Source organism: Rosistilla oblonga, assembly GCF_007751715.1.
In the GTDB taxonomy this organism is placed as follows: domain Bacteria; phylum Planctomycetota; class Planctomycetia; order Pirellulales; family Pirellulaceae; genus Rosistilla; species Rosistilla oblonga.
Window position 1 is genome coordinate 4,282,660 of record NZ_CP036292.1, and the last position, 13,164, is coordinate 4,295,823.

The 13,164-nt window shown below is 58.5% G+C and carries 9 protein-coding genes; 5 read left to right on the forward strand and 4 right to left on the reverse strand.

The window, feature by feature from the left end; all coding sequences use genetic code 11:
• Positions 1 to 7 precede the first annotated feature (7 nt).
• Entirely contained in the window at positions 8 to 688 is a 681-nt protein-coding gene (locus CA51_RS15075; protein WP_231745717.1) for an RluA family pseudouridine synthase, read from the forward strand.
• 44 nt (positions 689 to 732) lie between these two features.
• On the opposite strand, the gene CA51_RS15080 is transcribed toward CA51_RS15075, so the two are convergent.
• The gene (locus CA51_RS15080; protein WP_145121961.1) at positions 733 to 2,364 is read right to left on the reverse strand and encodes a cation:proton antiporter; all 1,632 of its coding nucleotides are present in this window, start codon (positions 2,362 to 2,364) and stop codon (positions 733 to 735) included.
• A gap of 282 nt (positions 2,365 to 2,646) precedes the next feature.
• Here CA51_RS15080 and CA51_RS15085 point away from each other — a divergent pair, with 282 nt between their 5' ends.
• Entirely contained in the window at positions 2,647 to 2,925 is a 279-nt protein-coding gene (locus CA51_RS15085; RefSeq protein WP_145097559.1) for a DNA-directed RNA polymerase subunit alpha C-terminal domain-containing protein, read from the forward strand.
• A gap of 291 nt (positions 2,926 to 3,216) precedes the next feature.
• Here CA51_RS15085 and CA51_RS15090 read toward each other — a convergent pair whose 3' ends face one another.
• Positions 3,217 to 4,515: a hypothetical protein gene (locus CA51_RS15090; RefSeq protein ID WP_197451206.1), complete on the reverse strand. Its 1,299-nt coding sequence runs from the start codon at positions 4,513 to 4,515 to the stop codon at positions 3,217 to 3,219.
• A 361-nt stretch (positions 4,516 to 4,876) separates the two neighbouring features.
• The gene (locus CA51_RS15095; protein WP_145121965.1) at positions 4,877 to 5,836 is read right to left on the reverse strand and encodes a carbohydrate kinase family protein; all 960 of its coding nucleotides are present in this window, start codon (positions 5,834 to 5,836) and stop codon (positions 4,877 to 4,879) included.
• Between the two features lie 20 nt (positions 5,837 to 5,856).
• Between CA51_RS15095 and CA51_RS15100 the strand changes: the two genes are divergently transcribed.
• On the forward strand, positions 5,857 to 6,864 hold the full coding sequence (locus CA51_RS15100) for a hypothetical protein (protein ID WP_145121968.1): 1,008 nt from the start codon (positions 5,857 to 5,859) through the stop codon (positions 6,862 to 6,864).
• Positions 6,865 to 6,888: 24 nt separating this feature from the next.
• On the forward strand, positions 6,889 to 7,992 hold the full coding sequence (mutY, locus tag CA51_RS15105; RefSeq protein WP_231745718.1) for an A/G-specific adenine glycosylase: 1,104 nt from the start codon (positions 6,889 to 6,891) through the stop codon (positions 7,990 to 7,992).
• A gap of 69 nt (positions 7,993 to 8,061) precedes the next feature.
• Here the strand turns inward: mutY and CA51_RS15110 are convergent, their stop codons facing one another.
• On the reverse strand, positions 8,062 to 11,352 hold the full coding sequence (locus CA51_RS15110) for a serine/threonine-protein kinase (RefSeq protein ID WP_145121970.1): 3,291 nt from the start codon (positions 11,350 to 11,352) through the stop codon (positions 8,062 to 8,064).
• A 275-nt stretch (positions 11,353 to 11,627) separates the two neighbouring features.
• Here CA51_RS15110 and glgA point away from each other — a divergent pair, with 275 nt between their 5' ends.
• Positions 11,628 to 13,121: a glycogen synthase GlgA gene (gene glgA / locus CA51_RS15115; RefSeq protein WP_145121972.1), complete on the forward strand. Its 1,494-nt coding sequence runs from the start codon at positions 11,628 to 11,630 to the stop codon at positions 13,119 to 13,121.
• The last annotated feature ends 43 nt before the right edge of the window (positions 13,122 to 13,164 follow it).

A 13,164-nucleotide genomic window follows, 5' to 3' on the forward strand; every position in this document is an offset into this window, starting at 1 on the left:
TCCTGGTTTGACAACGCCGCCGTTCCCGATCCTATTCGAAGACAATCATCTGCTGGTGATCGATAAACCAGCCGGGATCGCGACGCAGGGAGTCACCGACGGGACCAGCGTCTTCGACCAAGCATCCGAATACATCCGCGTGAAGTATCAAAAACCGGGGAAGGTCTACCTCGGGATCGTCAGCCGTTTGGACACCGTCACCAGCGGTGTTTTAGTTCTGGCGCGGACCAGCAAAGCGGCCAGCCGGTTGTCCGATATGCTGCGGCGACGGACGATCGAAAAGCGTTATCTGGCGGTCGTCGAAGGAACGCTTCCCGATGCGGAAGGGACGCTTGTCGACTTCGTCCGCAAAGACGATGCGGCGCATCGGATGGTCGTCAGCCGCGAATCGACGGCGGATGCCAAGCGAGCGGAACTGCGGTATCGCGTGATCGAATCATCGGGGCGACAGAGTTTGATCGAGGTCGAATTGATCACCGGTCGAAAGCACCAGATCCGTCTGCAGTTAGCCAGTCGCGGGATGCCGGTCATCGGCGATCGTAAATACGATGCGTCGTCGACGTTTCCGCAGGGGATCGCACTTCACGCGTGGCAGCTGACGTTTGAACATCCGACGCGGCGCGAGCCGATGTCGTTTGAGTGTCGCCCGCCAAAATCGTGGCAGCGGTTGTCGGTTCAGCTGCCTTAGAACAGCTCGGCTAACGTCGGCAAATTGTGCGGCTGGGCCGGTGGCTATTCGATCGGCCCCACGGCGCGATCGCACCACTGCAACATCGCCTTGGACGCTTCGGCTTCTTCGCTGACCACCGCCGCGGCTCCCGCCTTCATAATCCGGTGGACGTTCCCCTGATAGCGACAGCGGACGATGATCTCTGCATCGTGATTGATCCCACGCAGCGCGGTGACGATCTGCAGCGCCGCGTCGTCGCTGGGAACGCTGACGATACACAAACCGCAGTTCTCGGCTCCGGCCCGGTGCAGGATGTCGGGATCCCGCGCGTCGCCGGCCGTCGTGTGAAAGCCCTGCTGGGCAAAGCCGTGCAGATTGATCGGACTCTGATCGACCAACCGCACCTCCGATCCCATGATCTCCAACCGCGAAGCCAATTGGCGGCCGATCAACCCGATTCCGATCACGATCGCGTGCCGCGAAACCGCACTGTCGCGTCGGTGTTGCATTCCGTGAAGGTCTTCGTCGGGCGACCGCTCCGTCCAACGCAAACCGTATCGAATCAATTGCGGCGTGAGAATCAACGTCCCCAACGCGATGAACAGCATCCGGTTGTAATCGTCGCGGCTGATCAAGCCCAGTCCAGCGGCTTCGGAGATCAGCAGGAAGGAGAACTCGCCCAGTTGAGCCAGTCCCAATCCCATCCCAAACGCCGTCTTCCACTGCAGACCGACCAGCTTCAGCGCGATCGAAGCGGCCCCACTTTTCAGAACTAACATCCCGATCAAGCCAGCGGTCAGCAGCAGCGGTTCCTGGAAGAACATACTGGGATCTAACAGCGTCCCGATCGTGACGAAGAAGATCACCGAAAACGATTCGCGAAACGGCAGCACGATCGAATCGACCTGCCGGCTCAAGCGATTGCCACTCAAAATGATTCCCGCCGCGAGCGCCCCCACTGCCGATGGCAGCCCCAACTGGAATGCCGACCAACAGACTCCACCCAGTAAACAGAGGGTGAACAGCATCACCAATTCGACGCTTCGCAGTCCCGCCAGACTTGGCACGATCCAACGTCCCACAATGCTGCGACAACCGATCAACGCTGCGAGAAAAATCGATGATTTGAGAGCCAGCAACAGGTAGGTCGTGATCGTCGGCGGTTCGCCTTGATGCGTCAACAACGGGACCAACAACATCAGCGGTACCAGGGCGACGTCTTGGAACAAAAGAATCGCGATCGCGCGGCGACCGTGCGGCGATGCTGTCAGTCCCCATTCGGCGAGCGCTTTGAAGACGAGGACCGTCGAACTGAGTGCGCCGGCAAATCCAGCCAGCACCGCGGCGTTCAACGACATCCCAAACGCCATGCAGACGCCAGTCAAAGGGACCGCGACCAGAAACATCTGCGTGGCGCCGCCGATCATCGAATAGCGGCTGAGCCGCATCAGTTCTTCGAGCGAGAATTCGAGCCCGACGGCGAACAGCAGCAACAGCGCACCAAACTGCGCCAGCACCTCGAGTTCGTGGTCCTGTTGGTTGACCAGATTCAGCACGCCCCCGCCGATCAACGCTCCGACGACCAGATAGCCGACAAGCATCGAAACGCCGATCCGCTTGCAAATCGTCCCCGCGATCAAACCCGCTCCCAGCACGATCAAGACGTTGACGGTAAGCGATTCGATGTTGTGCATTGTTGCCTAAGCGGCGAGAGAGAAACGGTGGACTCCAAAACGATCGACCGCTTGCCTGACGCTGCCTATCGAAACGAATGCAAGTTTAATGCAATTCGGCGAATCTTCGCAGCGGGGGCGGGGAAGCGGCGAGATCATCGAATCGGGGCTTACGCTATCAAACAAATTGTAAAATTTTCAAAAGGATTCGCCTGAATCGCTTTGCGACTTTGATCCCGCTCGCTAAAATTCCCGCACCGACCCAATTAATTTGCTTTCCAATGTCATAGGAGGACTGAAGCAATGACCCGCATTCCGCTAAGTCAAGCCGAAGAGCGTGCCCGCCTGCGTAGCGAGCGTCTGGAACTGAGTATCGCTGAGATGGAGCTTTCGGTTCGCACGACCAATTGCTTGGAAGAGACAGGCATCTTCACGGTCCGCGACCTGCTGCAGGCTTCCCCAAAACGCTTGTTGGGAATTTCCAACTTCGGCGAAAAGACCCTCGAAGAGGTCTACGCAGCGTTGGAAAAGTTGGAGTTCTATCGTCCGGGCCGCAGCGCCCAAAACGAAGTCCTCTGCTAAGAAGCGATCGCAATGATTCCAAAGCCCCAGCGATCGTTGGGGCACAAAAAAAGACAGGCCGGCAAATTGCCGACCTGTCATCTTTGAATCAGGATTCACTCGAAGCGCGAGTGGGTTTTCAGTAGAAGCAACTCAATCGTTTGATTGTGGTCATGGCGACGGTGGTTTGCATCCGCTACGCCGGTCTTGTATCTCGCTTCTGTTGAACGCTTGATGAATTGAATTCTTTGTTTCCGTGCAAGGTCTTCCCAGTCGACCGGCGACGTTTAAACGTTGCCAGCGAAGACTGTTTTAGTTGCAGCAGCAGTTGCAAGCTGGAACTTGGATTTCTTTGCAAACGTTCTTGCAGACCTGAACTTCAACGGTTTGTTGTTCGCAGTAAGGAACGCAAACGGTGTAAGTCTCGGTGACTTGCTCTGGAACCTTCTTGCAAACGGTGTAAGAAACTTCACGAGTGCGGCATTCTGGAACGCACACGGTGTAAGAAACTTCACGTTGGCGGGTTTCGCAGCGAGTCTTGCAAACTTGACGTTCACGAGTTTCGCAAACCATGTTGACAACCTTGACTTCACGAGTGCGGCACTCGGGAACCATCACGGTGTACTTCACGGTACGAGTGCGAGTCTCGGGACGGCACTTCTTGACGGTGTAGCAGCGAGTTCGTTCTTCGCAGCGAGTCTTGCAAACTTTGACTTCGCGTTGACGCGTTTCACAACGAGTCTTGCAAACTTGAACTTCGCGTTGACGCGTTTCGCAACGAGTCTTGCAGACGTTGTAGGTGCGAGTTCGCTCTTCGCAGCGAGTCTTGCAAACCTTGACTTCACGAGTTCGCTCTTCGCAGCGGGTCTTGCAGACCTTGATTTCGCGAGTTCGCACTTCGCAACGAGTCTTGCAAACGTTGATGCAACGTGTGCGAGTTTCGCAACGAGTCTTCTGCACTTGGCAGCAGATCGTTTGAGGGCAACCACAAGCGTCGGTTACAACGCGAGTTTCGGTTTCGGTGTAAGGAACGCTAACCGTGTACTCTTCAGTGCGAGTTTCGGTGTAGGGAACGCTAACCGAATAGGTTTCGATCTTCGTTTCGGTGTAAGGAACGCTGACCGTGTAGGTTTCGGTCTTCGTTTCGGTGTAAGGAACCTTAACCATGTAGGTTTCGGTCTTTTGCTCGGTGTAAGGAACTTGCACCGTGTAATCGACAACCTTGGTTTCGGTGTAAGGAACCTGAACCGTGTAGTCGACGATCTTGGTTTCGGTGTAAGGAACCTTCACCATGTACTTGGCGGTCTTTTGCTCGGTGTAAGGCACCATGACCGTGTACGATTCTTCACGTGTGCGGCACTCGGGAACCATCACTTTGTAGTTGACGGTCTTGGTGCTGCACTGAGGGACGCGAACCGTGTAGGTTTGCGTTTCGGTGTAAGGAACCTTAACGGTGTACGATTCGGTGCGTGTTCGCTGTTGAGGAACTTTCACCGTGTAGGATTCGGTCCGCGAGCGTTGTTCTTGGACGTTGCGGTAAACCGTTTTCGTGCGAGTACGTTGCTCTTGACGCGTCTTGGCAACGTTGACAACGCGAGTTTCGGTAACCATTTGTGGAACGCGAATGGTCTTCGTAACCATCTGCGGGCCACAGGCAACGTCACTGGGGCTTCCTGCCACGCTGGCGTTGCTATCCGAAGTGCCACAATCATTGCAGTCGGCAAATGCCATTGGACACCAAACTGCAATCATCGCTGCAAATAGACCAGACATTAGGAAATGTCTCATCATCGACTCCCTTCCAAGGATTGGTAACTTGTTCGTTTTAAGAAATCTGTAGAACACACATCACAAAGTGTGCTTGCTAGGGTATCGGGGGAATCTTGGGCAAATGACAGCATCAGTGAAAAAATGATATGTGTAACGATTCTAGGGCATCCAGGGAGAGTGCCGATCCGCGCGATACCCCGCTTTAACCGGTCTCCAATCCCGCCAGGTTCATGGTCGTTTTTAGGTCGGTAATCGCGGTCGTTGCCCCGCTGGCGGTCACGCAAATTGCTCCGTTTGCCGCGGCCAGCCGCCCTGCATCTTGTGGCGTCATGCCCCGCAACAGTCCTGCGATCAGGCCGGCGTAAAACGAGTCGCCCGCTCCGGTCGTGTCGACGATCTCCCCCGGCGGTTCCACCGGGTCGATCTGCCAAAACGTTCCATCGGGCTCCTGCAGCAGCGCCCCGTCGCTCCCCAGCTTGACTCCCAACAGCCCCACCGCGCCGCAGCTGCGGTAGACGTCGATGATCGCCCGCGGATCCGACTTCCCGGTCTGATGTTCCGCTTCGCCATGGCTGGGGACATAGACGTCCAGATGCGGCAGGATTTGGTCCAACGGCTGCAGGTCGCCGCCGCTGCCCGCCGCGTCCATCGCAGTCATGCAACCGGTCTCGCGGATCTTCGCAAAGATCTCGGGAAGATCGTTTTGCAGATGCGGCAGCAAAGAATAGTACCCGATCAAAAACATCCGGCTGGCGGCGATCAGATCCAAATTGTCCAGGATCATCTGGCGATCGATCATCCGCGGCGCCCCTTGATGATGGGCGAAACTGCGTTGGCCCTCCGCATCGATCATCACGACGGTGGTGCTGCTGGGCAATTCGGCGTGCCGCAGCAAGCGGCTTGTGTCGACTCCTTCCTTCTTATAGTTTTCTCGCATGATGGTGTTCCAGGCATCGTTGCCTGTATAACTGAGCATCGCGACGCCCAGTCCCAACCGCGACATCGCGATCCCCGCGTTCGACGCCAGCCCTCCGGTCGTCAATCCGATCGGTTCGACACGATGCATCCGCCCCGCACCGACAGGTTCGTCCAACGACATCGGTCGCACCAAGATGTCCGCGGTACACGATCCACATACGACGCAGTCCCACTGTTTTTCCATTTCAAACCACCTAAAGACTAATGGACAAATCGCTCGACCAAAAATTGGCTCGGATCGCCGCCGACCCAACCTGTAACGACTTCATTCTTGCCGACGCCAAAGATCCCGACCTGGCGTTTGGTTTGATGGGTCCCGGTCCCGCCGCGGCGGACCAACGGCATCGCTACCGCACCCTCGACGAATTCCGCGACATCATCCGCGAAATCGTCGATCGCAAACTGGTCGACATCATGCTGATGAGCGCCAGCACGAACGAGATCTTAACGATTGATGAACGGATTTTCGACGACAGTCCGGTCACTCCCGCCGCTCGCGCCAACGATACCACCGATATCTGGTTCGCTCCCGGGTCGCATTACCGCCACCAACCGTCGCTGCCATTCAGCAGCACCACGATCGATCACATCCAGTCGGGCAAATACGAGTGCCGAGATGTCGAACGGACTCAAGGTGCCAACCTGGGCCTTTATTCGATCACGCTCAACAACGATGCCCAGCGCGATGCGTTGACGTTGAACCACTACAAGCAGTTCCGTTTAGAAGCCGAACAAAAAGGCTTCCGACACTTTTTGGAAGTCTTCGCCCCCAACGCGATCGTCCATCCCGTCGAGGATGTCGCCAGTTACGTCAACGACTGCATCGTCCGCTTGTTGGGCGGAGTGACTCGCGCCGGACGGCCGCTGTTTTTGAAGATGCCATACTTCGGCCCCGCCGCGATGGAAGCGCTGGTCCGTTACGATTCGTCGCTGGTCGTCGGCATCCTCGGCGGATCGGCAGGGACGACGATGGACGCCTTCCGTATGTTGGCCGACGCCAAAAAGTATGGTGCTCGAGTCGCTCTGTTTGGTCGAAAGATCAACTTTGCCGAAGATCAGATCGCCTTCATCGGATACCTGCGGCAACTGGCTGATGGGACGATCACGGCGGAAGAAGCCGTCCGCGCCTATCACGGCGATCTACAGACGCTAGGCAAGACGCCGCATCGCGAACTGGCCGACGATCTACAGATTACCCACTGCCCGATCTAAGCGACGGTGAAGGAGAAGGATCCCTTGAGTTCAGCAGCCGAATCGATCGATCACGATCCACGATGGCGCGATTCGGCATGGCGCAGTCGGCTGCGGCGGCGATTATTGCAGTGGTTTGAGACCAATTCGCGGACGCTCCCGTGGCGGCAGAGCCGCGATCCGTATCGCGTCTGGATCAGCGAGATCATGTTGCAACAGACGCAGGTTGCCACCGTAATCCCCTATTTCGAACGTTTTACCGAGAGCTTTCCCACGGTCGCCGAATTGGCGGCTGCCTCGGAACAAGAGGTGCTTCGGCACTGGGAAGGACTGGGATATTATCGCCGCGCCCGCCAGATGCACGCGGCGGCGCAGAAGATCGTCGAAGAGCACGATGGCGAATTCCCCGAGGTGTTTGCCGACGTGTTGGCACTGCCTGGCATCGGTCGCTACACCGCCGGGGCGATCCTTTCGATCAGCCGCGACCAACGCCTGCCGGTCGTCGAAGCGAACACGTTGCGATTGTACAGCCGCTTGATTGGGCTTCGGTCGCCGCCAACGATCGCCGCGTCGCAGCGGGTGCTGTGGGAATTTGCCGAATCGATTTTGCCGCAGCGTGGCAGCGGACACCTGAACCAAGCGGCGATGGAACTCGGCAGTCTCGTCTGCACGCCGCGATCGCCGACCTGCACGCATTGCCCGCTGGCCAACGGATGTGTTGCCCGCGAGATGGGACTGCAGGAAACGATCCCCGGCAAGGTGAAAAAGATCCAATACGAAGACCGTCGCGAAGTCGCGGTTGTCGTTCGCGACGACAAACGATTCCTCGTCCGGCAGTGCCAACCTGGCGAACGATGGGCAGGGCTTTGGGATTTCCCACGCTGCGAAATTGCAGGGGACGCCGACGCGAGCCTGGTCGCCGCAGATCATTTGCGCGACGCGTTCAACCAAACGATCGAGCCACCGCAACCGCTGATGCGGATCAAACACGCAGTCACCAAGTACCGGATCACGTTAGAGGTTTTGAGCGCCAAGCTTCTGGATGAACCGCAGCCGATCGACGCCCCCGGCACGCGTTGGCTCACCCGTGGTCAGATCGGCAAACTGCCGCTGAGCACCACCGGGCGGAAGATCTTTCTAAAGCTGTAGCCGGGCAACAGACGCGTTTGAGGCATCGAACTCGCTCGCGTATCACGCCGCTGCACCGGGGCCGCGGTGCTACTGTTTGATCACAAATTCTGGCTGCAGCGTATACCCTGCCGCCTTCGCACCGTCGCGTGTTGTGATCAGAACAACTTTGCTGTCGGGAGCTTCTGGATCGGGGCCGACAAGCCAAATAAGGGCCTGTTGAGGATCGGCCGGGTCGGTCAGATCTTTGACGATATTCGCGCGCTGAACCAACTGGGTCAACACATCGCGAACCTTGACCCCTTCGGCTTTGAAGTTTCGGATCTGTTGGTTTTGCGTGATCCCCATTTTTTGCAAGTCGTTGCCGATGATAACGACCTTCAACTCCGGGCTTCCCTTGGGGCGGATGTTGTTGACTTCATCGACAACCGTCGAGCCGGCGAAGTGCAGCGGCTCTTGTTCAAAGCTGACCTTGATCGGTTTCTCCAACATCTCCTCGACCGTCCACGGCTTGGTCGCCGCGGGGCCCGCCGCCATGCTGACAGTTCCCTCGGGCGTATTCATCGCCAACCATGAACCCAACAAAACGTTGGGGGCTGCGTGGCTGGGGAGGTAGAAATTGGCGACCGCCTGATTTTCGCTGACTCCGGTTCGCGATTGCGCACCAAGTGCGTCGAGCATCCGCGGCAAACGCAACGCCAGACCTCGCCACGACGGATGAGGCATCGAACGATTTAAGAACGCTTCCGCCTGCAGTGGGAAGTCGGAAAACTGCTGCTTCAGCCGTTGGCTCAGCGCTGCCGCCGAAGCGCCGCCGCCGGGAGCCAAGCGGACTTCGCCGTACCACGTCGGGGCAAACTGCATCGTCAGCATCGCCACCGAGCTGTCGGGGATCAGCATCTGTTTCAGCGGAGCGATCACGCTCGGTGCGTAATCGATCAACATCCGTTTGCCATCGGCAAACAGAAAGTTTGGCGTCGCGACAACGGTCAGGTCGCCGTCGCCGCGGACGTGATTCCAAGTCTGTTCAAACTGACGCGGCAGCGGGATTTCGCCGCCGCCAATTTCAGCCACCTGTTGAATTTGTTTGACCGACCCGACAGCAAAATGCTGGATCGACATCGAATCGACCGGCGACTCTTTCGCCACATAATAGGCATCGGTATCGACAGCCTCCCCGGCGAAAATCGTTTGATCGCCGGCGACGACCGCCGCTTCGGGATCGCCCCACGCTTTCCGCAAACTGCCCAACGACTTCTCATCGACAAGTTCGACCGAAAGCGCCGCTTGAATGCCGCCAGCGGAACCGCCCTCGATCGCCATCGTCAATCGTTCGACTTCACCCAACGGCACGCCGATCCGTTTTTCTAGCGCCGCCAACGCGGGCTGCAACTCGGTATCCAACGCAGCCATCAACTTTCGCCCAGGCCCCGACGCGATGATGTTCGCCGGACGTAGGACCACGATCATCTGAGGTCCCGGTGGCAACATCGACAGCTTCGGCGGCTGGCTCTCGTCCGGCGGCATCCACAACGCGAATCGGTCTTCGCTGACGAGATACGTTCCCCCGGGGGAACTGGTCGGATCGTCGGGGCGAGTGACCGCTCGCGGCGTCGTCGTCGCGACCGCCGTGGGAGCGGGAGCCGTTCCTCGCGCCACCGGATCGGCGGCGGGCTCGCGACGCGGTCCGCGATTGTTCATCAGCAGCACTGCGATCAACAGGGTCAGCATCGAAAAACCGACGCCACCGATCACCATCGCCGCTGCCTTTTTCTTCTTTTTCTTTTTCTTACGCGTCCGTCCGGTTGGCCGCTTTTTCTTGGGAACCGCCGGATCATTGGCGATCGGTTCCGCAGCCACCGCGGTTCCCACAGGCGCGGCGGTCGGCTGAACCGGGGCGGCCGCAGCAGCGGCTGGTTGAGCGGGGACAACCGGCTGCGCAGAGGTCGGTTGAGTTGCAGTCGGCTGAGCTGTCGGTTGCGGTTGCTCGACAGGGCGTGCCGCGGCGGGCTTGGCTGGCTGAGCGGCTTGAGCTGCCGCAGCGTCCCGCTTGGCCGGACCGGCGGCAGCTGGTGTTTGCTTTTTGGTTGTTATCGGCGCATCGCCGGCAGGCTTCGTCGCAGCAGGCTGCGGTTTCGGTGGCACCGCCGCCGGTGCAGCGTCGGATTTCGCAGCCGGTTGAGGCGGAGCAGCGGCCGGCTTCGCAGTTGGCGTTTCCGCAGCAGCTTGCGGCGCGACGACAGCCTGAGGCGCGTTGGGTAATGGCGGCGGCGTGGCCTGTGGCGGTTGGGCCGCAGCAACCTGCGGCGCGGCGGCGGCGGCGGGAACTGCCGCGGCTGCAGCCGGGTCGGACTCGATGACTTCAAAAACCGAAAACAGATTGTCGGCTGAAGCGATTCGGGCGTCGCGGTTTTTCGCCATCAAGTGAGCGATTACGCGCAGCAGCGGATCGGATCGCTCACCCTTTTTGACCGGCATCAATCCGGCGGGAGTGGCGGTGGCGTGGAGTTGAATCAGCGCGTCGGGCTGGGCAGCCGAATAGGGCGGTTCGCCGAACCGGGCGAGATACAACAGGCAGCCCAGAGCGTACAGATCGGTCGATTTGTCGGGAGATTTTCCCGGAATGCTGAACTCGGGTGCCGCCATCGCGCTCGGCGGCAGCCCTTCGGATTCGACGCCGATCGAGTCGAGACAGCCGCTGGGCTGCTGTTCCAACGGCGATACCGGGCGAACGATCGGGTCGCGCAACAGAATCGCGTCGCCATGATCGGCGACCCAGATGTGTTCGGGGTGGATGCTGCCGTGAGTCAGGTCGGCAGCGTGCAGCGCCGACAGGGCCGCCGCCAAATTTTTACCGATCCGACCGACTTGATCCGCCGGCAACCGACCCTCTTGCATCCGCTGGGCCAACGTTTTCCCCGGCGGCAAATGCGACCATAAAACACGCTCACCATCGGGGGTAGCGATCAGGTCATAAGCCTGCAGATGATCCGACTGGATTCGTCGAGCTTGCGTGAAGCGAGCTCCAACGGTCTTGGCAGCTTGTTGCGGGTCGAGAAAAAAGAGCAGGCATTTCGAAGCGGCTTGCCCCAGGTCGCGGTCGAACGCGTGAAACCAGCGGCTTAGCGGGGGGCTGTCGACTGGCTCGGTCAACGCATAACGCTCAAAAACCAAGCGTTGCGACGAACCGGAAAGGAGGTGTTTTGCTTGGAAAAGCGTCAACTCTCCCGCCCCAATCATCCACTTGGCCAGATCCTTGGCACTGATCGGCGGGGCACCTTTGCTCTGGGCATAAGAGACAGCCCAAACGCGACACTGCGCTGCGTCGGCGAGACCACTGTTTGTTATCCGATTCCAAAAATCGTTGACCGATACCGACATGAAGACTTAGGTGGTTAATAGGTTCCAAGCGAGGGCGGCGGGGGCACAGACCCTATTCTTTGCCCAGCAAGTTTAGTTCGCCAATTAACAACGACCCACCCACAGTATAGGGTAATCGATAACTCTTCAGAGAACCCAGGGGTAATCGTCGTGGCAGGTGCCGGTTTCTTGGGGTATGTTCAATAGAAGACTGTTCAGTATCGGGGACCAAGGGGCCCCCGCGCTGCCGAATTGTCGAGCATCATGAAGTGACAGCGCCAGTGGATTCCAGCCCGTTGAATATCGTAATTCTCACTACCGAAGCGGTTCCGTTCGCCAAAACGGGAGGGCTAGCCGACGTCTGCGGCTCGCTGCCGCAACAATTGGCCCAGCGTGGCCATAAAGTGACGGTCATCATGCCCGCCTTTCGCCAGGTGTTTTTGGCGGGGCAGACGATCGAACCAACCGAACATAACGTCTCCGTCGCGATCGCTGGAAAAACAGTCAACGCGCGGCTGCTGAAGAGTCATCTGCCCGGCGATCAATGCGAAGTCCTGCTGATCGACCAACCCTCGTATTACGACCGCGAGCAACTTTACGGCGACGCGCAGGGCGATTTCTGGGACAACTGCGAACGGTTCACCTTTTTCTGTCGGGCTGCACTCTCGGCGATCGACACGCTCGATTCGCCCCCCGATGTGGTTCACTGCAACGATTGGCAAACCGGTTTGATTCCGGCGTACATCGCCAACCGCTTCGAATCGCATCCTTGGATGGATCATGTCGCGACGATCATGACGATCCACAACATGGCTTACCAGGGGCAATTCTGGCACTGGGATATGCTGCTAAACGGGCTGGGCTGGGACCAGTTCACGCCCGACAAGATGGAGTTCTACGGCCATCTGAACCTATTAAAGACGGGGCTCGTCTTCGCCGATTCGATCACCACCGTTTCGCAGCGATACGCGGAAGAGATCCAGCAGCCGGAGTTTGGCTGCGGGTTGGATGGCGTGCTGCGAAACCGGCATCAGGTTTTGTCGGGGATCGTCAACGGCGTCGATTATCAGATCTGGGATCCCGCGACCGACGAACATCTCGACGCCCACTACGGCATCGACGATTGGAAGGCTGGCAAGCGAGCCAACCGGTCGGCGCTGCGGCAGGAGATGGGACTCGAAGACAATCCCGAGATCCCTTTGATCGGTCTGATCGGTCGTTTAGCCGACCAGAAAGGCTGGGATCTCGTCACCGAAATGATGAACAACTGGCTGGGCGAAGGGAGCCCGGTGCAGTGGGTGGTGCTGGGAACCGGCGACCATCGCTACCACCAAACGCTCTCCGATTTGGCCAGTCGCTACAGCAAACGCTTGGCGGTCCATCTCGGTTTCTCCGACCGCTTGGCTCATCGCATCGAAGCAGCATCGGATATGTTTCTGATGCCCAGCCGGTATGAACCGTGCGGGTTGAACCAGTTGTATAGCCTGCGTTACGGCACCGTTCCGATCGTCAATCCGACGGGTGGATTGTCCGATACGGTGACCGATGCGACTGAGGAAACGGTCCGCCTGCAGACGGCGACAGGTTTCCACATGTCCCACTACAACGCTCGATCGCTGGGCGAGACGCTCGATCGCGCGGTGACAACGTACCGCGAAAATCCCGGCGTCTGGGATCAGATTGTGGCGACGGGCATGCAACAGGATTGGTCCTGGCAACAGAGTGCAACGCGCTACGAACAGATCTATCTCGAAACGATCGACCGTTTGCACGGCGCCGCGGTCGGCTAAACGCTTCGTTCGCGCAGACACAGCGATCGACAAACACTCCCGT

Excerpts from the sequence above, each read along its gene's own strand:
- CA51_RS15095 (WP_145121965.1), bottom strand. The coding sequence starts at position 5,836 with ATGGAAAAACAGTGGGACTGCGTCGTATGTGGATCGTGTACCGCGGAC.
- CA51_RS15110 (WP_145121970.1), bottom strand. The coding sequence starts at position 11,352 with ATGTCGGTATCGGTCAACGATTTTTGGAATCGGATAACAAACAGTGGT.
- CA51_RS15080 (WP_145121961.1), bottom strand. The coding sequence starts at position 2,364 with ATGCACAACATCGAATCGCTTACCGTCAACGTCTTGATCGTGCTGGGA.
- CA51_RS15100 (WP_145121968.1), top strand. The coding sequence starts at position 5,857 with ATGGACAAATCGCTCGACCAAAAATTGGCTCGGATCGCCGCCGACCCA.
- CA51_RS15090 (WP_197451206.1), bottom strand. The coding sequence starts at position 4,515 with ATGGTTACCGAAACTCGCGTTGTCAACGTTGCCAAGACGCGTCAAGAG.
- CA51_RS15085 (WP_145097559.1), top strand. The coding sequence starts at position 2,647 with ATGACCCGCATTCCGCTAAGTCAAGCCGAAGAGCGTGCCCGCCTGCGT.